Origin of the sequence: Anaerotruncus sp. G3(2012) (assembly GCF_000403395.2) — a bacterium.
In the GTDB taxonomy this organism is placed as follows: domain Bacteria; phylum Bacillota; class Clostridia; order Oscillospirales; family Ruminococcaceae; genus Anaerotruncus.
Genome location: NZ_KE159675.1, coordinates 80223 through 102340 on the forward strand (window position 1 = coordinate 80223; position 22118 = coordinate 102340).

Consider the following 22118-nt stretch of genomic DNA (forward strand, 5'->3'; position numbering starts at 1 on the left):
TTTTCCCGCCGCAGTGCCTCCACGGGGGACGCGCCCTTACCGCTCCGGCAAAAATTCCCTCAAATACTCCGCCGACCGCTGGACAGAGGTATGGGGGTCCTCCCAATAGAGGGAGTCGTTGATCTCCAAATCAATACAATTCTGATAGTGGTACTTCTCCAAGGTGCGGACCCAGCCCTCCAACTTCTCCCGGCCGTAGTCCCCGTCCCCCAGGATCAAGTGGTGGCTGTCGGAGTAGTGGACCCACTGGAGCTTGTCGCCCAGGTCCTTACAGAAGTCCTCCAGCGTGTCCCCGGCCACCTCCATGGCCACCAGGTCCACACAGCAGCAGAGGGCGGGGGAGTCCACCTCACGGAGCATCCGCTTGATATCCGCCAAATTCAGCACCAGATTGCTCTCATAGGGCTGAAGCTGCTCCAAAACCAGCTGAATTCCCCACTTCTCCGCCACATCACAGAGGCGGCGGTAACTGTCGGCGGTGCGCTTCCAGCCCTCCTCCCGGGGGAGATCCCGGGGATGGCAGCCGGTGTTGAGGAACACCCGATTGGTCCCAAAGGCCAAGGCATCCTCCATGGCGTACTTCATATAGTCCACCGTCCGGTCCCGAAGGGCGGAATCGAGGGCGGAGTAGCTCATCGGATAACCCAAGGTCTCAGGGGTATAGATCACCACCTGCATCCCCTGATCAGCCATACAGGAGCGAAGCTCCCGAATCTTAGCCGCCGCCGCGCCGGAGGTGGCGTAATCCAGACGGCAGTAGTGGGGCGCGCCGCCCCACATGTCGATATTCTTCAGGCCGCACTTGGCCATGGAGTTCAGGTAGAAGGGAAAGGTATGCTGTACAAAGGATACGCTCATAACGGCAATATCCTGCATGGTGAGGTTGGACATGGCGGGTTCTCCTTTCTTGCATGGCTTGGCGGAAAAGCCAAGTCAGGAGGCTGTTTGGGATGAGTTTGGAGTGAAGGTGTCCGGCCTGCGCCGGACGATTAAAATTTGATGGCTATGGATGGCGCTCAAACTCTCTGCGTCTATGAAACATATAAATCCCCTAAATCCGCCGCCGCAAGGCGGCGCCGCAGCTCCTCACTCCCAACTAAAATATCGGGCCCGGATGGACGTATTCTCCCTCCGGGCCCGGTTCGTTTGGCGGGCGGTCAGAGTACGCTGTAAACTTCCTTCCCCCCTAAGAGGGTCAGGTCTACCTTCAAAGCGCGGGCGTCCTGGACGGGGACGGTGAAGAGATTGCCGGAGAGGACCGCGATGTCCGCCTTCTTGCCAGGCTCTAAGGTGCCAAGGTCCGCCTCACAGCCCAAGTTGTAGGCGCCGCCGCGGGTCCAAGCGGCGAGAAGCTCCTCCACGGTGAGCATGTTCTGGGGGTTGAAAGGCTCGCCGCCTTCAGGGAAGTAGCCGCCTACCGCGCAGTAGACAGACTCGGGAATGTCGTCAATCAGCATGGGCAGGTCCGTGCCGCAGGAGAGGGTCACGCCGCTGTCCGCCATCTTCCGGCGGTTCCAGTAGTACCGGCCCCGGTCCATGCCGATCTTCTCCTCGATCATGCTGAGCTTGCCGGCCCGGTCGGCAATGGACTGGATCTGGGGGTACACCTCGGCGATGACGCCCATCCGGCCCATCCGCTCCAAGTCGGCGGGGTCGCTGAACTCCAAGTCCGTGATGCTGTGGCGGTTTACCATGCGGCCGTTTTCGTCCCGCTTACAGGTCTCGTAGATGTCAAGGACCTTGCCGATGGCGGCGTCGCCCTGGGCATGGAGGGAGAAGCGGAAGCCCTCGGCGTCGGCGGCGCGGGCATCGTCTCCCAAAAGCTGCCAGTTGATATCTTGGGCACAGGTGGTATCCGCACAGAGGTAGGGCTTCTTTAAGTCGCCGCAGAGCTGGCTGATGGAACCGTCGGTCATCTGGTTGTAGCCGGAGAAGCGGACAAACTCACCTTGGAACTTCTCCCGCATGGCTCTGCCGTAGCTGAGATTCATAGGCTCGCCCACAGGCTGGCTCATGAAGTGGACCCGGAGGCTCAGCTCGCCGGCCTTCTCCAAGTCGGCCAAAACGTCGGTAAAGCCGCAGAAGGTGTCAAAGCCCATCTCCTTGACGGAGGTGACGCCGCGGCTGTTCATCATCTGCATGTACTTGCGGAACTCCGGCTCACTGAAGGAGCGGTCACCGATGATCTCCGGCAGCAGGCGGACGTAGCTCTCCGGCCAGCAGGTCTCCGGGGTGAATTGGTATGCCTTTTGGGCCGCTTGGTTCATCCAGCAGGTCTCCCGCCCCTCGGCAAAGAGGACCACCGGACGATCGCCGAAGGCCTCGTCCAAGAGGGCGGTGCCCTCGGGGTGGATGACCTCCGCATTCCAGCCGTGGCCCAGAACGGGGTGGCCGGCACGGGTCCGCTTCTCCTGCTCCTTGGCCAAGGCCACCAGATCCGTACAACTCTTGGCGGCGGCAAGGTCCGCCCCCACGAAGCCCACGGAGTAACCGGTGAAGAAGCAATGGACATCAGAGAAGCCCGGGGACACGGTGCGGTCCCCCAAGTCGTAGACCTTGGTGGCGTCACCCTTGTACTCGGCGGGGCACTCTCCCTTGCCTACGGCGGTGATTTTGCCCTCCGCAATGGTCACATAGCCGGCGAAGGGGGCCTCCCCAGCGGCTGTAAAGATGCAGTTAGACTGCAGTACAAGCTCGGCAATAGTTGACATAGGTATGTTACACTCCTTATCCGGCGGCGCCGTGGCGGCGCCGCGCTGATGGGGGGCAAGAGCCCCCGCGGAAGCTGTGTAGACAGCTTCTGAAAATTTCCGGGGAAGGAGAACCACAGAGGCAGACCACCGGTCCTGCTGCACATCAGAGCCGGAAATCTATTGCTACAACTATAGCACGCCCCCTTTTTTCCCGCAAGGGTCACAGGGGCTTTTCAGCTGAACGGCTAAGTTTTGGTCTGTTTTTTTATCTAAACTGTTGAAACAGGTCTGGTTTTTTGCCTGCCCCCTATACCAAAGGACTCCATTTTTCTTTTTTGAAGGCGGACAGAAATTGGTCTGGCTGTTAATCAACTAACATACAAATTAAATCAGATATTTGTGGAAGGACCACACTGTTTGCAGGGGTTTCGGCAATTTATTCGGCAGAGAGCACAAAAAACAGCCCCTGAATTGGTATAGTAATAATTTATTCAACTGTACCAATGTAGGAAAATTCGCTAAAAGAGTCCCCGGTTTTTCGTCTGATTTTCAGCTTGACGGAAGGTCACTAAATTCCGTATACTTCAAAATGTGGTTTGAAAAGTCTCGCCACTTGTCTATACCAGACGGAGGAGTGTAAGTAAAGCGATATGAGAGCAGCAATGATCGGCGACAACTGCATTGACTTCTATGTCACCATTGACGGACAGGAGGTCAACCGGCGCTATCCCACAGGGAACTGTGTGGACACCGGGGCAAATCTTCAGAAACTGGGGGTCTCCACAGCCATCATCAGCACCACCGGCAGCGACGAGGCCGGGGAGTGGATGGTCCGCAGTCTGAAGGATGAAGGCATGGACATCAGCCATCTGAAGGTGGGCGACGGCCCCACGGCCATCACCTATATGTCCATGAACGGCAATGACCGCGTCCACGGGGACTACATCGAGGGCGTCATGGAGCACATCGTCTTTGACGAGGAGGACATCGCCTTTGCCGCCAGCCATGCGCTGGTCCACACCGCCCTCTGGGGTATGGCGGAGAACACGCTGCCCAAGATCAAGGAGAAAAACCCCGGCGTGCTGGTGAGCTTCGACTACGCCGACCGTCTGGACCACCCCTTGGTGGAGAGCACCCTGCCCTTTGTGGACTACGGGTTCTACTCCTACCACAAGGAGCGGGACGCCTTTATTGAGAGCTTCCTCAAGGACAAGGTGGACCGGGGGATGAAGGTGGCCGTGGCTACCTTCGGCGACAAAGGGAGCCTTGCCTATGACGGGAAGGAGTTCATCACCTGCGGCATCTGCCCGGCGGAGCGCGTGGTCAACACCGTGGGCGCCGGCGACAGCTTTATCTCCGGCTTCCTCTACGGCGTGCTGAACGGGCTTAGCGTCAAGGCCTCCATGGAGAAGGGCGCCGAGGTGGCCGCGCAGGTGGTACAGGTCTTTGAGCCTTGGGTGATCGAGGAGAAGTAATGGCTGGTCCTTGGGACCGGTTTTTGAAGGAGAATTTTTGAAAAGGAGAGATGATCCATGAAGCTTGGTATGTTTACCTCCGGCTATCAGCGCAACCCCTTGGAGCACTGCTTCGCTGACGCCAAGGAGTACGGCTATGACTACATTGAGCTGTGGGGGGGACGTCCCCACGCCTATGCCCCGGATCTGAAGGCCGGGGATATCAACGAGGTCAAGCGCCTCATCGACAAGTATGAGATGCCCGTTATCGGCTATACCCCGGAGCACAACGGCTATCCCTACAACTACATGATCGGTTCCGAGTCCCAGAGAGAGGATGCGGTGAACTACTTAAAGCTGTCGCTGGACATGGCCAAGGAGATGGGGGCGGAGTTCGTTCTCACCAGCCCCGCCAACGGCGGATATCTGGCCACCTATGAGGAGCTGTGGACCCGGCTTGAAAAGACCATCCGGGAGCTGGGCGACCACGCGGCCAAGGTGGGCGTGAAGCTGACGGTGGAGGCGCTGACTCCCTACGAGTCCAACTTCTTCACCAGGGCCAACGACTTGGTGGAGCTGTTCCGCCGGGTTGACAACCCCTACGTGGTGGGCATGTGCGACGTGGTGCCCCCCTTCGTCCAGCACGAGAGCATCATGGCCTACTTCGACAAGATGGGCGACAAGATGGACCATATGCACATCATCGACGGCGAGCAGGGCACCGACAGCCACATCATCCCCGGCGAGGGCGCCATGCCCCTCCAAGAGATGATGTACGAGCTCAAGCGCATCGGCTACAGCCGCACCGCCACCTTGGAGCTGGTCACCGGCTACATCAATGAGCCCCGGTTTTACGCCAAGCGCGCCATCGACAACACCCGCGCGATGATGGCGGCGGTAGACTTTCAGTAATGAGGAATCAGGAATTTTTGAGAGTGGAGAATAAAGAGGGAAAAACAGAGCGTCTGGAGGCCGCGCAGCGGCTCAATTCCAAATCTGCCACCGCAGGCGGGCACCTCCACGCCTGATTCCTAATTCCTAAGTTTGAAAAAGTGAGGGGAACTATGTTCATCGACATTCATGTTCATCCTGCCTTCTACGAGCCCATCAATGCCGACGAGAATCGGGAGGAGCTGCGGCATCAGGAGCTGGACATTCATAAGAATGGGACCGCGCCGCTGGAGCACATCTTTAATCAGATGCGCTGCGCCGGTCTTGATAAGCTGTGTTTGCTGCCGGAGGACTACACCTCCACCGTGGGCTGTGCGTTGGTGAGCAACGAGGAGATCCGCACGCTGGTGAATCTGGCGCCGGATCGGTTTATTGGCTTTGCCAGTGCGGACCCCTTTGATCCGGAGGCGCCGGATCGGCTGGAGGAGGCCTTTACGCGGCTGAAGCTGAAGGGCCTGAAGCTCCATCCCGGGCGGCAGCACTTTATGCCCGGCGAGGAGCGGCTGGAGGCCATCTATCAGGTCTGCGAGCGGTATGACAAGCCCATCCTGTTCCATGCCGGCCTCTCCTGGGAGCCGGATACCTTTACCCGATACTGTCAGCCCACCGCCTTTGAGGAGGTGGCCGAAAAGCATCCCAGGCTCCGTATCTGTTTGGGCCACTTTGCTTGGCCTTGGGTGCGGGAAGCGGCTATGCTGATGGTGAAGTATCCCAATGTCTACGCCGACACCGGCGCGCTGTACTTCGACAACGCCTATGAGTTCTACACCCAGACCTTTACCAAGGACATCCCCGTGACTTGGATCGACCGGAGCCTCCGGCACCAAGTGATGTTCGGGTCCAACAATCCCCGGTTCGAGCAGATCCGCATGGCTGATGCCATCACAAAAATCGGCCTCCGGGACAGCACGCTGGAGCTGGTGAAGGGGCTTAACGCCGTGGAGTTCCTCGGCGGGCTGGACTGAGGGGAGGGCGAACAAGATGCAGTATGTCAAGACCATCCACATTCTGACTAAGGTCTATAACGAGTTTGATGTGATCACACCGCAGGTGGAGGCCATTGTGGCGGAGAGCGGCGTGAAAAACGGCATGGTGACAGTGCTGACCAAGCACACCACCACCGGCGTCACGGTGAATGAGGCTCTGGAGTGTCTGGAGAGCGACATTGCCGTGGCCCTGAGTCTCTTCGCCCCGGAGGACCGGCCCTACAGCCACGCCCGGATGCTCCGGGACTACGGCTCCACCGCCGGCAATCCCACTGGGCATCTGAAGGCTCTGGTGACCGGCAGCCACTGCCACTTTTTGATCCAGGACGGCAAAATCAACCGGGGCGGCGCGCAGGACGTATACTTCTGCGAATACGATGGCCCCGCCTCCCGCAACATCTTGGTGATTGTGGAGGGGGAGTAGGGGCAATTCGGAATGAGGAATTTTTGAGAGCGGAGAGTTTGGAGGCCGCACAGCGGACCAATTCCAAATCTGCCGCCTGCGGCAGCACCTCCATCCCTAATTCCTCACTCCTCACTCAAAGCAGTATTATAACGGCGGCCTTTCGCCGGGATAATAGTCCTGTCGGTAACGGCAGGGGAAGCACAGAGGTATTTCCCAGCAAAGCGGCACTGTGTGTGTCAAAGAGAGAGGACAGAGCGGCCTGCACAGCCGGTCTGCCGCAAATGTGAAAGGAGCAAAGCTATGTCTAACGAGAAAACCCCTGCGACTAACCAAGAGTTAGGGCGCAAACTGGGACTCGGCGCGGTCATCGCCTTGGGCGTGGGCACCACCGTGGGTTCCGGTATCTTCTCCTCGCTGTCCGAGGTGGCCAATGCCGCCGGCAGCTGCCTGTTTCTGGTGCTGGCCTTCGTCATCGGCGGTCTGCTTCAGATCCCCGCCAACTTCTGCTATGCAGAGCTGGCCTCCGCCTTCCCCGAGGACGGCGGACAGTACGTCTATTTCCGTGAAGCCGGTTCCCGCCCCCTGGCCTTCCTCTGCGGCTGGATCAGCTTCTGGGCCACTGACCCTCCGTCCATCTCCATCATGGCGCTGGCCGTGGCCAACTACTTAGGCGTCTTCCTGCATGCCAGCCCCTTCGTGCTTCGGTGCATCGCCGTGGCGGCTGTCATCTTCTTCATGTTCATGCACCTGCGCTCTGTGGAGGGCGGCGGCGCCTTCCAGACCATCATCACCGCCTTTAAGATCCTGCCCTTCGTGCTGATCATCGGCGTGGGTCTGTTCTTCATCAACGGTGAGATCTTTATGTCCTCCACGCCTCTGGCCGGCGCCAGCGTGGGCGGCTTCGCGGCTCTGGTGGCCGGCGTCTCCGCCACCACTTGGTCCTATGACGGCATGGCCGCCGCCTGCTACATGTCCGGCGAAATCAAGGAGCCCGAGAAGAACATGCCCCGCGGTCTGGTCCTCACCGCTGTTGTGGTGCTGGCTCTCTACGCAGGTCTGACCATCGTGGCCTCCGGCCTTCTGACCATCGACGAGCTGGCCGCCTCCGACGCGCCCATCGCCCTGATGGCCTCCAAGATCCCCGTCATCGGCGGCGCCGCCCAGACCGTGGTGGCTATCATGGCCATCATCGTGGTTATCGGCTCCCTCTCCAGCTGCATTATGTACCAGCCCCGTATCGAGTACGCCATGGCCAAGGACAATCTGTTCTTCAAGGCCTTCGGTCAGGTCCATCCCAAGTACCAAACCCCGGCGTTCTCCATCGTGGTGCAGTGCGCCGTGGCCATCGTGCTGATCTTCGCCACCAGTCTGGCGGATCTGCTGGGCTACTTCACCTTGGTGGCTCTGGTGAAGAACTTCCTCACCTTCGGCACCATCTTCGTTCTGCGCAAGAAGGCCCACTATAAGCCCACCTACCACATTCCCGGCGGCTTGGTCATGCCCTGCATCGCCATGTTCATGACGGCCACCCTGATCTGGGGGCAGTTCATCTACGCCCCCATCGCCGGCCTTGTCTGCGCCCTGCTGGCCTTAGGCACCGGCCTGCCCGCCTTCTACTTCTGGGATCGGAAGAACAAGCAGGCCAACGGCTGATTCCCTCCCACACAGCAGGATCGCTAAACCGACCGGGGCTGCTGGCCGCGCCAACGCAGCCAGCAGCCCCGCCCACTTTTTATCGCATTGGAATGAGGAATCAGGAATGAATGGATGTATCCAACAAAGCCGGATGATTTGGATCTTGCCGGCAGAAGGAGGAGCCTGCCTTCTCCCCTGAAACACAGGCACCCCGTCCCTTCCCTATACTTCCCATTCCAAAAGTTCAAATCCGTCGCCAGAGGCGGCACCACAATTCATAATTCCACCAAGGGGGTGAGGCGTATGGAGCAGCAGAAGCAGATTCGGCCGCGGGATGAGGCGGTGGAAAAGATTGAGTGCTATATCCGGCGGCATAAGCTGTCACCGCAGGATAAACTGCCCGCGGAGCGGGAGATGTGCGAGATGTGGAACCTGAACCGGACCACGCTGCGCAGCGCCATCAAGCGCCTTACCGCCGAGGGAAAGCTCTACAGTCTGAAGGGCTCTGGGACCTATGTGGCCCCGCCGAGGCTGGAGCGGCACCTCCAAGATGCCAAGTCCACCACCGAGTCGGTACGGGGGGCGGGGCATCTGCTCAGAAATGTGGTGCTGGATGTGCAGGTGATCGAGTGCAACAAATACCTCTCCAAGAAGATGGAGATACCCTTGGGTCACAAGGTGTTCTATCTCCGGCGGCTGCGGATTATGGACGGGGCTCCCTACATGGTGGAGTGCAGCTACATCAACTATGAATTCTGCCGCGGCATCGAGGAGTACGACTTTACCGATGAGTCGCTCTATCGGGTGCTGGGGTACTACGGCGTCTATCCCGACCACGGGCAGGAGTCCGTGGGCATCACCTACGCCACCGAGGACGAGGCCAAGTATTTGGATGTGGCGGAGGGGGACTACCTCTTCTATCTCAGCGGCACCACCCGGGACGCAGAGGACCGCTTGGTGGAATACTGCAAATCGGTGGTCCGGGCGGACAAGGTCCGCTTCTCCACGGTGCTGCGCCGGTACAGCCAATAGGACTGCGCGGCAGCGGCACCGGCCAAAATAGCGGGGCGGCGGCGGGGACCGCGTCCCGGTGAAAGGAGCTATTCACGATGAAACTTGCAGCAGTGGGCAGCAACTGCATCGACTTTTACAGCAACATAGAGGACGGCAAGGCCTACCCCGGCGGCGGGCCGGTGAACATGGCCGTCTATACCGTCCGTCTGGGGGGCCAGTCCTCCTATACCGGCCCCGTGGGCGACGACGAGTTCGGCACGATCATGCGCAAGGCCATCGCCGCCAAGGGCGTGGACATCTCCCACCTTCACACCGAGAGCGGCAAGACCGCTGTCTCCCAAGTGGAGCTCTTAGACGGCGAGCGCGTCTTTGGCGACTATGACGAGGGCGTACTGGCGGACTACCGCCTCACCGAGGCGGATATGGACTTCATCTGTACCCACGACGTGGTGGTCTGCGACCTGTGGGGCAAGGTGGAGGGCCAGTTCCCCGAGCTCCAGCGGCGGGGGATCAAGACCGCCTTCGACTGCGCCGACCGTCCCGAGGACGAGGCCAGCCAAGTGGCCATGCCCCACAGCGACTACCTGTTCTTCTCCAGCGAGGCGGGGGACACGGTGGCCCTGCGGGACCAGATGAAGGGCTACCACAGCCGCGGTCCCAAGCTGGTTATCGCCATGTTAGGCGAGCACGGCAGCCTCTGCTATGACGGCAAGGAATTCCACAAGTTCGGCATTGTCCCCTGCGACAAGGTGGTGGACACCATGGGCGCTGGCGACAGCTACATCGCCGGCTTCCTGCTGGGCATCACCGATGGCCTCACCATTGATCAGGCCATGGAGAAGGGCGCCGCCAATGCCACCGAGACACTGAAATACTTCGGCGCTTGGTAAGCCCCCGCTCCCCGGACAGTTTATCACACCATTCCCAACAGCTTGAGAAGGGGAAAATTCCTCATCCCTAATTTGCACAAAAAAAGGGGGAAAGCCATGGCCGGTATGAGCTATCAGGCGCCGCTGTACCTGCAGATGCGGGAGCTGGTGCGCAGCAAGATCGAAGAGGGGGAGTACCCGCCTCTCACGGCCCTCCCCTCGGAGTGCGAGCTGGCGGAGAGCTACGGCATCACCCGTCAGACCGTGCGCAACGCCATTGATATTTTAGTGCAGGAGGGCCTCCTCCGGCGGGTGCCGGGGAAGGGGGTTTACGTCCTCTGCCGGAAGATGGAGCGGGACTTAGACGAGCTTCAGGGATTTACGCAGACCATGCTGGACAAGCGGCTCAAGCCATCCATCAAGGTGGTCAGCCGCGCCATGCGTCCGGCGGGGGAGAACTACAGCCTGATGTTCGGCATCCAGCCGGAGGACGACATCTACTACATCAAGCGCCTGTGCTATGCCAACAGCGAGCCCATCTCCTTGGAGGAGATCTACATCCCCCGGTACTTGGTGCCCAAGATCGAGGGAATTGACCTGTCCATCTTCTCCGTGTATGAGGTCTATGACTTCTACAACATCCGCTTGGAGCGGGCCAGACAGACGCTGGATCTGGTACAGCTGGACCTCAGTGACGCGCGGATGCTGGAGATTGAGCCGGAGACGCCGGTAATGCTCTTTGAGGCCACCACCTACGATGACCAGGGCCGTGTGGTGGAGTTCAACCGGAACTATGCCCGGGGGGACAAGTGCAATTTCAGCGTCCACTTTAAGAAGTAGCGGTCCGGCGGAAAAAGGGAGGATTTTTATGGGTCTGTTTCGCGGCGATTTTTACTCCGACAGTCTGAAGATGACCACCGGCGTCCAAGTGATCTTTCCCGAGAATTCCAACGACGTGACCCCGGTGATCTCCGGCACGCCGCGGGTGCTCTATCTGCTCCACGGTCTCTCCGGAAGCTGTGTGGAGTGGACGCGGTTCTCCAAGATCGAGTATTACGCCAAGAAGTACAACTTTATCATCATTATGCCCGAGGTCCAGCGCAGCTTCTATTGTGACAAGCCCGAGGGGGCAAAATACTTTACCTATGTCTCAGAGGAGCTGCCCGCCATCTGCGGCACTTGGTTCCGCCTGAACCAGAGCCGGGAGAACACCTTTGTCGCCGGAGACAGCATGGGGGGCTACGGAGCCGTGAAGGCGGCTCTCCGCTGCCCGGAACGCTTCGGCGGCGCGGCGGCTCTCTCCGGTGTACTGGATTACCCCGGATTTCTCCGGATGATCCTTCGTGGGGAGTGGCCGGACTTCCTTCCGGAGGAGGTTCGCGCCCTCCATCCCAGCGGTGTCTGCGGAGAGGAGGACGACGTGATCGCGCTGGTACGGGGGCAGGCAGGGAACTTGGACCGTCCCCGGCTGATCCAGCTCTGCGGCACCGAGGACTTCCTCTACGGGGCCAATCAGACCTTCCGTCAGGCGGCGGAGGCGGCGGGTTACGGCCACACCTATATCGAGGGCCCCGGCGACCACGAGTGGCCCTACTGGGACAAGGCGGTGCAACTGGCCTTTCAGTTCTTCTGCGGTCTGGACATGGCGACAACGCCCATTTACTGAGCAGAACAGAGGATTTCCGCAGGAGCGCACAGTGTGCCCCCCCTGCAGGAGCAGGGAAAATTTTTTAAGCTGATAAAAGAGCGTACCATTCCCAAAATTTTCAAAAAGGAGTGTTTTGTTATGAGCTTTGAGGCAAAGGCGTGGAAGGAAACGGAGGGCCCCTTCCTGAAGGACTTCAACGAGAAAGAGGCTATTGACAGCGTCAACGGCGCTCTGGCTCTGCGTCCCCAGATTGAGAAGGTTATCGACCAGATCTGGGACAACGGCTTTGACGGCATCTACTTCATCGGCATCGGCGGCACCTACGCCTCCAGCATGCAGGTAGAGGTCTACATGCGGGGCAGGTCCAAGCTGCCCGTGTTCGTGGAGAACGCCGCAGAGTTCCTCACCACCGGCAACAAGCGCTTCACCGACAAGAGCGTGGTAATCTACTCCTCTGTCTCCGGCAACACCAAGGAGATGGTGCAGCTGGTGGACCGGGTCCATGAGATCGGCGCCAAGGTCTTTGCTTTTATCGACACGCCGGGTACCACCCTCACCGCCCCCGACAAGCAGGACTACCTGATCATGTATCCCAAGAATGAGCAGCTGAAGTTCTACATGGTGGCCAACTACCTGATGTACAAGAACGGGGAGTTTCCCCAGTACGAGGCGTACAACAAGGAGATGGAGGCCCATTTGGCGCAGGTGCTGGTGGATGTGGAGAAGGAGGCTGACGCCTGGGCCTATGAGTATGCCAAAAACAAGGTGGCTTTCTTAGCCGATCATCCCGATCTGCCCCACTACTTCATCGGCTCCGGCAACCAGTACGGCGCCACCTACTCCTATGCCATGTGCTACTGGGAGGAGCAGATGTGGATTCGCACCAAGTCCATCAGCTGCCAGGAGTTCTTCCACGGCATGCAGGAGATCATCGTGGCAGACACCCCGGTGACGCTGTTCATGGGCGAGGACGAGCAGCGCCCCTTGGCCGAGCGCGTGGCCAGGTTCCTGCCCAAGGTCTGCGCCAACTACACCGTCATCGACACCAAGGAACTGGAGCTGAAGGGCATCAGCGAGGAAAACCGTGGCTCCATCTCCCATCTGGTGATGCACGGCGTCAACAACCGGGTGGACGCCTACATGGAGCTCTTCCTCCGCCACCCCCTGTCCATCCGCCGCTACTACCGCCAGTTCGACTATTGATCCTCTCCCACCTCCGGCTGCCGCAGCGACACAGATCGCTGCGGCAGCGGCGCGGTTTGAATGAGGAATTAGGAGTTAGGAATGAAGGTGTCCAGCGGAGCCGGACGATTTTATTGTGCTTACGGCGCAAGAGTTCTGGTGCTCCTATGACAGATAGGCACTTCTGTGCTCTGCACAAAAACTAAATCGCCGCCAAGGGCGGCTGCTCAGCTCCTGTCTCAAATAATTCCTAACTCCTAATTCCTCATTCCTCATTGAAAGAAAGGAGTTTTACTGCAATGCTCTGGACCGAAGAAATGTTTAAGGTCAAAAAGCCCATTATCGCCATGCTCCACTTAGACCCCCTGCCCGGTGATCCGCGCTACCGCTACGGTGACTGTATGGAGACCGTGGCGGCCCACGCCCGGGAGGACCTGCGGGCGCTGCAGGAGGGCGGTGTGGACGGCGTTCTCTTCTCCAATGAGTTCAGTCTGCCCTATCAGCGGCACATGAGCTTCGTCACCCCCGCCGCCATGGCCCGTGTGATCGGGGAGCTGAAAAGCGAACTCGCCGTGCCCTACGGCGTGGACTGTATCTCCGACGGCGCAGCCACGCTGGAGCTGGCGGCGGCGGTGGATGCCAAGTTCGTCCGGGGTACCTTCTGCGGCGTCTATGTAGGGGACGGCGGACTCTATGACAACGACTTCTCCGCCCTCCTCCGCCGGAAGGCCGCCCTGCACCTCGACGAGCTTAAAATGCTCTACTTCATCAACCCCGAGTCCGACCGGAATCTGGACACCCGGCCGCTGGCGGACATTGCCAGCTCCACCATCTTCAAGGCCCATCCGGATGGCCTGTGCATCAGCGCCAGCGCCGCCGGTCAGGACGTGGATGAGGAACTGATGGCCGCGGTGAAGAAGAAGAACCCGGAGGTGGTGGTGCTCTGCAACACCGGCTGCCGGCCGGACACCATTGCGCATAAGCTCTCCGTCAGTGACGCCGCCGTGGTGGGCACCACCTTTAAGGAGGACGGCAAACTGGAGAATGAGAAGCTTCAGAACGTCCGGGTGAAGGCGGACCGGGTGAAGGCGTTTATGGAGGTCGTGTACAAAGTCAGAGCGGCGCTGTAAGCGCCCGAAAGGAGGCGCCATGCTGCCCTATCTTTTGGCCTTGGATTTGGACTATACCGCCTGTGACCGGACGCGGCACCTGAGCCAGCGGACCCGACAGGCCCTTACCGCCGCCCGGGCCGCCGGGCACACCATCTGCTTTGCCACCGGCCGGCGGGACATCGACATGTACCCCTTCTGGGGGGAGAGCACCTATGCCGACTACCTGCTGCTCAACAACGGCGGCAAGCTGCTGCGCGCCGCGGACCGGAAAGTTCTCTTTAACCAGTGCATCGACCCCGCAGCCTCCAAGGTGCTGATCGAGCACTGTCTCGCCCACGGCTACCAGCTCCATGTGGTCAGCGGGGAGCGCTGGGTCGTCAACCGCTGGAGTGAGGGGCTTACCGAGTACGTGGAGCACTTGGGCATCGCCCCGGTGCTCTACACCAAGCTGGAGGAGACCCCTTGGGAGCAGGTGGAGGGGTTTATGGCCACCGAGGACCTTGGCCCTGTGTGCGCGGCGGTAGAGGCCCTTCGCCTGCCCATGAACTGCACCCCCGCCGAGGACCAATGTGTGGACCTCATGGCCCTGGGAATCAGCAAGTGGGGCGGGCTAAAGCGCCTCTCGGAGCGGCTGGGAGTCCCCCGGGAGCGGATCATCGCCGCCGGGGATTACAACAACGACATTGAGATGATCCAGAACGCCGGTATCGGTGTGGCCGTGGCCAACGCCCTGCCGGAGGTGAAAGCCGCCGCTGACTATGTGACCCAGCGGGACAATGACCACGACGCGGTGGTTGAAATTGTGGAGAAATTTCTGCTGTAATAGAGCTCTTGGACTCCCCGTCAGGGCGTTTGAGAGCCGCGCAGATGGAACGATGACAAAAAGAGGAGAGACACCATGGGAAACGCTTACTTTATGGGTATCGACACCGGTACCAACTCCAGCAAGGGCGTGCTGATGGACGAGAGCGGCAAGGTCGTCGCCCTCCACGCCACCACCCACGCCATGACCAACCCCAAGCCCAATCACTATGAGCACGACGCGGAGAAGGACTGGTGGGGGGATTTTTGCACCATCAGCAAGGCCCTCATTGAGAAGTCCGGGGTGGACCCCAAGGACATCAAGGCTGTGGGCGCCAGCGCCCTGGGGGCGGACTGCCTGCCTGTGGACAAGGACTGCAACCCTCTGCGCAAGGCCATCCTCTACGGCATCGACGCCCGGGCCACCGACGAGATGGCCCAGCTCACGGAGATGTACGGCGAGGAGCAGATCTTGGCTTGGTATGGCCGGCCTCTCTGCTCCAGCGATGTGATGCCCAAAATTTTATGGATCAAAAATAAGGAGCCGGAGGTCTACGCCAAGGCCCACAAGTTCCTCACCGGCTCCAGCTATATCACCGCCAAGCTCACCGGGGAGTATGTAGTGGACCGCTTCTTGGGTCTCGCCAGCTTCAACCCCCTGTATGATCCCAAGACTTGGCAGCCGGTGCCCAAGTACTGCGAGCCCATCTGCCGCCCCGACCAGCTGGCCACGGTGAAGGAAGCGGCGGACATCGCCGGGACTGTCACCGCCAAGGCCGCCGCGGAGACCGGTCTTGCCGAGGGCACGCCGGTGATCACCGGCACCGACGACTCCGGGGCAGAGGCTATCAGCTCCGGCGTGGTAAAGCCGGGACAGATGATGCTGCAGCTTGGCTCCTCCGTGTACATGATCCTTGGCACAGAGACCTTGGTGGATGACGAGCGTCTTTGGCGGGAGGAGTTCATTGTCCCCGGCCTCTGCGACATCTCCGCCGGCACCAACGCCGCCGGCAGCCTCACCAAGTGGTATCGGGACAACATCTTCCCTGAGGCCCTGGCCTTGGAGCAGGAGGGCGGTCCCGATGCCTACCAGACCATGATGGAGGGCGTGGAGGCCGTCCCCGCCGGCAGCGAGGGGCTTGTTACCCTGCCCTACTTCGCCGGGGAGCGGACGCCGGTGAACGATCCCAAGGCCCGGGGCGTGGTTTTTGGCCTGACCCTATCCCACACCCGTGCCCACCTGTACCGCAGCGCCCTGGAGTCTGTGGGCTACTCCATCGCCCAGCAGATCGCCCTGATGGAGAGCCACCCGGAGGTACATCTGGATCGGATTATCGCCGTAGGCGGCGGCACCCAAAACCCGGTATGGATGCAGATTATTGCCGACATTTTAGGCAAACCAGTGGACACCCCGCTGGAAACGGTGGGGGCCTGCTTCGGTGACGCCATGATGGCGGCGCTGGCGGTAAAGCATCCGGGATTTGAGAGCTATGCCAGTTTGACCAGCTTTATTAAGCCTGGCCGGACCTATGAGCCGGATATGGAGAAGCATAAGGTATATGAGACCTATCAGAAGGTTTACCGTGCTTTGTATGAGAGTACCAAGTCTCTGGCCCATACGCTTAGTGACGCGGCGGTAAAAGAATAGTGCCGCGTCTGCCGATGTGTGCAAAACCAAAGCAGGAGCCAGTCCTTTTGGACTGGCTCCTGCTGTATTGTGCGCTTGTCAGCGGGAGGGTTCCCACGGGTCCGGTTCTCCGGCGGCACGGGCGCGGATGCGCTCGATGGCAATTTCTGCGCTGAGCTTTACATCCCGACTGCGGCTGCGGAGGCGCGGCTCTATCAGCGGGATATCCTCCGGTGTGCCGATCCTCCCTAACGAGGCCTGGGCGTAGATGATCTCCTGCCGGTACGTCTTCTCATCCTCTTGGCGGAGATACCAGCGCAGGGCCTCCCGGCTCTCCTCCGCAGAGCAGGCCCCCAGGGCCCGGATGGCGCTGTAGCGGACAGTCCACTGCTCGTGGCGGACGCACTGAAGGATGGGGGCAATGTCCATCTCCGCCGGGATGGGCAGGTCACGGAGGAGGTCCAACAGGGGATAGAGGGCATACTTGTTCTTCTCCATCGTGAGGCGGCCGATCAAATAGGCACAGCCCTCCTCGGTGAAGTGGTTTTTCAAAATTTTCCCGTAGACAAAATAGGCGTCACAGCGGATCTGCCGCTCCTTGGGCTTCGGGTGGGTGGCGATGATCGCCTCCAAGAGGGGGAGGAGGGATAGGTCATCGAGGGTTTCCGCCTCCCGGCAGGCCTTCCAGCTCACACTGTCCCGGCTGTCCGCCGTCTGCTCCACAGTCCCCATTCGGGCAATCAGGTCCTGCAAATAGTCAGTGGTGCTGTCGGTCATCCTATTTTACCTCGATCAGGGTGTACGCCTGCTGGCCAATGCCGATCTTCTCGGCGTGCTCCACGCAGCTTTTCCAGTTGGTCTCCGGGTGCTGGGCGCCGAAGTGGTCCTCATGGCAGTGGCCCTCCCCCTGCGCCTCGTAGAGGGCGCTGCCGATGTACACGGGCATGGCGTTCACCGCATCGGCGCAGGCCACGTCGATGGCCACCGGGTCGAAGGAGGCAAACATGCCAACATTCGGCACCATGGGCACATCGTTCTCCCCGTGGCAGTCACAGTAGGGGGAGACATCCATCACCAAGTTGATGTGGAAGCCGGGCCGGCCATGGACCACCGCCTTGGCGTACTCGGCGATCTTACAGTTGAGAATGTCGTTGGCCTCGTCCTCGGCAGGCTGGATGGCGTCCACGGGGCACAGTCCGATACAACGGCCGCAGCCCACGCACTTGGCGTGGTCGATGGAGATCTTCCCGTCGGTCATGGCGGGGGCATCGTGGGCACAGATCCGCTGGCAGGCGCCGCAGCCGATGCAGAGGTCCCGATTGGTAAAGGGCTTGCCGGCGCTGTGCATCTCCATCTTTCCCGCCCGGGAGCCGCAGCCCATGCCTAAGTTCTTCAGCGCACCACCGAAGCCTGTGCACTCGTGGCCCTTGAAGTGGTTCAGGGAGATGACAATGTCCGCGTCCATCACGGCCCGGCCGATCTTGGCCTCCTTCACATACGCGCCGCCCTCCACCGGGACGTAGGCCTCGTCGGTGCCCTTGAGGCCGTCGGCAATGAGCAGGTGGCAGCCGGTGGTGGTGGGGGAGTAGCCGTTGACATAGGCGCTCTCCAAGTGGTCCAAGGCGTTCTTCCGGCCCCCCACATAGAGGGTGTTGCAGTCGGTGAGGAAGGGCTTGCCGCCTCGGGCGCGGATGAAATCCGCCACCACCTTGGCGTAGTTGGGCCGCAGGTAGGACAGGTTCCCCGGCTCACCGAAATGGATCTTGATGGCCACGTACTTGTTGGTGAAGTCGATCTTGCCCATGCCGGCCCTGTCCAAAAGGCGCTCCAGCTTATTCAGCAGACTGTCGCCAGGGCGGGCCCGGAGGGTGGTGTAGTAGACATTGGAGGGTGTCATAGGATTTGGGTTCCTTTCTTTTAAACTGATGGAAACAGGATATCATAGATTGCCGGGAACTGCAATATATGACTTTGATAGGGATATCCTCTGAGAAAAAAGAGCCCCGCCGCTATAAACGGCGGGGCCTCTATTGATCTTAGCGTATTACCGAAATTGTCGTAGGGCAATGTGATTTATTCTGTAAGGGGCAAAGTCGTTTATCCACCCCGGCCCTTGGGCCGGATGCCCCTACTCCATGGTGATATAGTGCAAAATATTCCGAAAATCCTTGTGTTAGGCAGGGAAAGGATAGTCCGGAGGACAAAAATAAGACCCCGCGTCGTCAGACGCAAGGTCTTATTTTTCTATGGCGTAGGCTAAGTGTTATTGCCCTGCACAGGATAAATCACATTGCCCTACGACATAGTATCCTTGACCTTGCTTCCCTATTATAGCTGACATTGCTCTACATTGCAAGCCTAAATCGTCTCGATAAGGCAATTCGTGCATTGCAATTTTTTTAGTGTTCATCAATGTCTGTCGTCCTGTTACGGAGGAACCCATCAGTCAAGCTGGGTGATGGCCATGTCCTGCTGCTGGAGTAGGTGGTAACCCTGCATTCTTTGAAAATGTCATCAAACGTGTGGCGAATGGGACTTTACGAAGTGCCGAGGGGCGATATATGCTAAGGTAGGCAAAATAGAGATAAATAGTTTAAAGTACGATTTTTGATCACAAAAATAGAAGGAAGTCGTCAGAAACCAGGGAATTTCCTGGATGCGCAAACACGCTCAGACAAATACAATGCGCCGACTTATCACAGTGCGGCCAGCCTCCTCAATCAAATCACGGAGAGCCTCCGCATAGGCGTTTTCATCCACTTTCGCCGGTATCAGGAGAGGACGGCTATAGTCAAGGAAAGCTTGGAATTGCCGTCTAAAGCTGAAGGCTGTCATGCCGCTACTGGCTTTCAGAAATGCGCCGTGATACAAGAGCGTTCTGACCAACTCATTTTTGTACTGCTCCTTGCGTAACTCCATTTCCACCGCTTCCAGAAACTCTTGGTTTCCATTGTCTCTGAACGTACCGCCTTCCAAGATGAGTGTCTCAAAAACCAACGTGTGGAGGAACTGTGGACTGAGGAGATTTTTGATGTTCGCAGGGAACGTGATCTTAATATTCTTGCAGTTGTAATAGTAGTCCTCGTTAATATTCGACGTGTAATTGCTATCCATATAGCTGTCGCCGTACTGAAGCCTCCGTCCCATGGCATGGTAGGAGTTTCCATGGGGAGTAATCCCATCGTTTTCCCCCAGGTTTTGAGTACCGGGGATTAAAACAGCCTTTTGAGTCTCGGCGCTGCTCAAATGTATGTGTAGAGTCGTCTGGAGCTGTGTGGTGTCCACACTGAGCACCTGCTCCTCATCGGGGATAGTCATGAACGCAATCTTCTTGGCGTTCTGATCAAGATTTTTCGCAAGGTTGGAAAAGATGCTCTGGCAGGCACTCAAAAGGCTGTAGGATTGAGAGATTCCTTTCCGCACTTCGAAAGAGAGGGTTCCGTTCAGAGCTTTGAGGAAACAGGCAACCGAATAGATATTTAGGCGTTTGCCGTTCTTCTTTTGGATGGTAAGCAAATCCCCGTCCAACCCTTCGATTTGAGCTTGGATTTTACTGTATACCTCTTGCAGTGTGAGTTCAGCGGTATCTCCGACTGACAGTCCTGTTAGGGCATCGAAATTATCCTGATTTTTGACAAGGGTATCTATAAAGAGGTCTAGCTTGTTATGGATCAGAAAGATAGGCGTGTCCTTCTGGTAGTCTTGCAAAATACGGTGGTAGAGTTCATGAGATTTTTTCTCGTTTTGATCGCTCCAGAGTGGGGCAATTACCAGAATCGCATCGGGAGTGTTTTTATAGACAAGATCTGAGCAATACTCAATGTTCTGCTCCTCCTCGCGGTCAGCATGGAATACTCCCTGGGTATCCCGCAGTCCAAAAACCAAGTTGTTCTGCGGGTCGCTGAAAACCTTCTCTGAGACAGGATTTTGCCGGAGCAGATCCGCGATAGCGGCGGCCATGGGGACATAAATGACGATCTCGCTACACAGAACCTCCAAGGAAAGTGTCTCCCTCCGCAAATTGTTAGCAGTGAACATCTGTCTGCAAAAGTCCTCGTCTGGGTTCTGGAGATCCAGGTCGCGGTAGTAATATCCATCCGCAGAACAACAATCGGGAGAAAAGATGTTAAAGAAACGCTGAGAAAGGCTGTCGTTGACGTTGTTGTAGATGTTCTGGAGACTGTCCTTCTGATCCTGGTGACACTGATCGAACCAATCCCGAACGACAGTTTTGATCAGACTCAGAAGGGAAATACTGGTTTTTCCGGGCTTCTGTTCCTGGGACAGATTTTTTGCGGTGTTATAGAGTTTGGCATTTTCATCCCACAGGTGAGAACTTCGATACCATCCCGTCACGTTACGGATGAACTCCTCGTGGCCTTCATCCAACAAAAGGGAGAAAACCGCTTTGAGGTTATTCTTCTTTCCCAATTCCTTTTCCAAGGCTTCCCGCATTGCCACAATGGCCTTCTTCTCATCGGGATCGGTACTCCTACCCTTCTGGATTACAGCTGCTGTTGCAGAGGTAAGAATCTCCTGAAAGGCACTATATGGGATGGCGTTGCTGTTGTGCTTGACGGCGACTGTCATCTTGCTGCACTGGTTCTTGTCGGTAGTATAGACGAGCAGATGATCTACGATAGTGGAGTTCGTTTCACCCACGCATCGTTCCAAGATATCCCTGGCAGTAGGGGCGGCGAGATTTGCGGCAAACTTTGTCTTACCGCAGCCTGTTCCTGCAATCAGCTTCAGTTCCCGGACGTGAGGGGCTAAGTGTTTAGGCAGTGTTAACATTCAAAGACCTCCTGATAAATAGATCAAGAAAAACCACGCCTATCCCAAAGAATAGACGTGGAAAACATTACAGTCCGTGTATAAAACGCCTGCTCCAAAGTCCATCAGTTGGAATAGTTCTGCGACGGTCAGCCGCATACTTAAAAAATAGATGGTCTTTACTTGTCACCCTTTTTATACCACATCTGCATAGTGGTGTCAAACCTTTTTTCCCAAAATTTTCATTCCAACACCTCATAGGCTATCTGTGCCACAACACCCCAAAATCTCCAATTTAATGTAAGTATACCAAGCTTAAATACTGCGGGACATCTGAAATATTCTGTGGAAAAATTATCCGCATTCAGCTTTCTTGCCTTATGACTGGCAGACAATTTAAAAACAGGAAAAGAGGAAATATTGTGTTTTTTCTGCGTTTTGTAGCACTCTCCTTGAGAATCTCTTGTGCCAATACAGGATATCAGGAAGTGTGGATAAAAGAGGGGAGAAACGCAATGATTTATGGATTTATACAATGTTATATCTCAAGCTAAATTGTCTCAACAAGGCAGTCAAGGATAGCTTCAATCTTATGTTGCTTCTCCAAGTCCAGTCCTCCCAACTTCTCCGCCAGAGGTGTCCATCGAATCGGAGTGTCCGCCGCAATGTAAGCAGCCAGGATAGAATCAGCTCCGGTTCCAAGGGCATTGCATATGTCAATCAAGGTAGGCAGAGCAGGCATCAGTAGCCCACGTTCAATCTGATTTTGTCAATATGAGTTGACACAATTCACGCAAGGAATATAGGATCTAAGCAGCAGCCGCAGTGAGGGACAGATAGAAGCGCTCTCTCTTGACAGCGGGTGGAAGGCCGCCGTTGGCGGAGCAGATACGGCGGTTGTTCCAGTAGCTCATAAAGTAACGCCAAATAAGAGATCTGAGTTCCTCCACGGTCAGCTGTTCAGTGT

At 57.8% G+C, this 22118-nt stretch carries 18 protein-coding genes; 13 read left to right on the plus strand and 5 right to left on the minus strand.

Translation table 11 applies throughout. The features are described 5' to 3' along the window. Positions 1-36: 36 nt before the first annotated feature. Both C814_RS15750 and C814_RS15755 read right to left on the minus strand, forming a co-directional pair. A complete protein-coding gene (locus C814_RS15750) occupies positions 37-891 on the minus strand; it encodes a sugar phosphate isomerase/epimerase family protein (protein ID WP_016316366.1) in 855 nt (284 codons plus the stop codon). A gap of 266 nt (positions 892-1157) precedes the next feature. Then, complete coding sequence (locus tag C814_RS15755) at positions 1158-2711, minus strand: amidohydrolase (RefSeq protein WP_016316367.1); 1554 nt, start codon at positions 2709-2711, stop codon at positions 1158-1160. Between the two features lie 632 nt (positions 2712-3343). Between C814_RS15755 and frlD (C814_RS15760) the strand changes: the two genes are divergently transcribed. From frlD (C814_RS15760) to C814_RS15820, 13 genes are all read left to right on the plus strand, one after another. After that, entirely contained in the window at positions 3344-4168 is an 825-nt protein-coding gene (gene frlD / locus C814_RS15760) for a fructoselysine 6-kinase (protein WP_016316368.1), read from the plus strand. Between the two features lie 57 nt (positions 4169-4225). After that, complete coding sequence (gene frlC / locus C814_RS15765; RefSeq protein ID WP_016316369.1) at positions 4226-5059, plus strand: fructoselysine 3-epimerase; 834 nt, start codon at positions 4226-4228, stop codon at positions 5057-5059. Between the two features lie 152 nt (positions 5060-5211). Further along, positions 5212-6063, plus strand: coding sequence for an amidohydrolase family protein (locus tag C814_RS15770; protein WP_016316371.1), 852 nt, complete (start codon positions 5212-5214; stop codon positions 6061-6063). Positions 6064-6079: 16 nt separating this feature from the next. After that, a complete protein-coding gene (locus tag C814_RS15775) occupies positions 6080-6508 on the plus strand; it encodes a secondary thiamine-phosphate synthase enzyme YjbQ (protein WP_016316372.1) in 429 nt (142 codons plus the stop codon). Between the two features lie 282 nt (positions 6509-6790). Further along, a complete protein-coding gene (locus tag C814_RS15780) occupies positions 6791-8143 on the plus strand; it encodes an amino acid permease (protein ID WP_016316373.1) in 1353 nt (450 codons plus the stop codon). Between the two features lie 285 nt (positions 8144-8428). Further along, on the plus strand, positions 8429-9157 hold the full coding sequence (locus C814_RS15785; RefSeq protein WP_022788462.1) for a GntR family transcriptional regulator: 729 nt from the start codon (positions 8429-8431) through the stop codon (positions 9155-9157). A gap of 77 nt (positions 9158-9234) precedes the next feature. Then, entirely contained in the window at positions 9235-10029 is a 795-nt protein-coding gene (gene frlD, locus C814_RS15790) for a fructoselysine 6-kinase (RefSeq protein WP_016316375.1), read from the plus strand. Positions 10030-10125: 96 nt separating this feature from the next. Then, positions 10126-10848, plus strand: a complete 723-nt coding sequence (locus C814_RS15795) for a GntR family transcriptional regulator (RefSeq protein WP_016316376.1) — start codon at positions 10126-10128, stop codon at positions 10846-10848. A gap of 28 nt (positions 10849-10876) precedes the next feature. After that, on the plus strand, positions 10877-11674 hold the full coding sequence (locus C814_RS15800) for an alpha/beta hydrolase (RefSeq protein ID WP_016316377.1): 798 nt from the start codon (positions 10877-10879) through the stop codon (positions 11672-11674). A gap of 33 nt (positions 11675-11707) precedes the next feature. Continuing rightward, entirely contained in the window at positions 11708-12859 is a 1152-nt protein-coding gene (locus tag C814_RS15805) for an SIS domain-containing protein (RefSeq protein ID WP_016316378.1), read from the plus strand. A 278-nt stretch (positions 12860-13137) separates the two neighbouring features. After that, positions 13138-13968: a BtpA family protein gene (locus tag C814_RS15810; RefSeq protein WP_016316379.1), complete on the plus strand. Its 831-nt coding sequence runs from the start codon at positions 13138-13140 to the stop codon at positions 13966-13968. Between the two features lie 19 nt (positions 13969-13987). Then, positions 13988-14773 (plus strand): Cof-type HAD-IIB family hydrolase, encoded by a 786-nt coding sequence (locus tag C814_RS22420; protein ID WP_016316380.1) that lies wholly within the window; start codon positions 13988-13990, stop codon positions 14771-14773. A gap of 75 nt (positions 14774-14848) precedes the next feature. Then, positions 14849-16399: an FGGY-family carbohydrate kinase gene (locus tag C814_RS15820; protein WP_016316381.1), complete on the plus strand. Its 1551-nt coding sequence runs from the start codon at positions 14849-14851 to the stop codon at positions 16397-16399. A gap of 78 nt (positions 16400-16477) precedes the next feature. Here the strand turns inward: C814_RS15820 and C814_RS15825 are convergent, their stop codons facing one another. The 3 genes from C814_RS15825 to C814_RS15835 all read right to left on the minus strand — a co-directional run bounded on the left by C814_RS15825 (position 16478) and on the right by C814_RS15835 (position 21172). Beyond that, complete coding sequence (locus C814_RS15825; RefSeq protein WP_016316382.1) at positions 16478-17155, minus strand: HEAT repeat domain-containing protein; 678 nt, start codon at positions 17153-17155, stop codon at positions 16478-16480. Position 17156: 1 nt separating this feature from the next. Then, the gene (locus C814_RS15830) at positions 17157-18275 is read right to left on the minus strand and encodes a DUF362 domain-containing protein (protein ID WP_016316383.1); all 1119 of its coding nucleotides are present in this window, start codon (positions 18273-18275) and stop codon (positions 17157-17159) included. A gap of 773 nt (positions 18276-19048) precedes the next feature. Further along, positions 19049-21172, minus strand: coding sequence for a hypothetical protein (locus C814_RS15835; protein ID WP_016316384.1), 2124 nt, complete (start codon positions 21170-21172; stop codon positions 19049-19051). Positions 21173-22118: the final 946 nt, after the last annotated feature.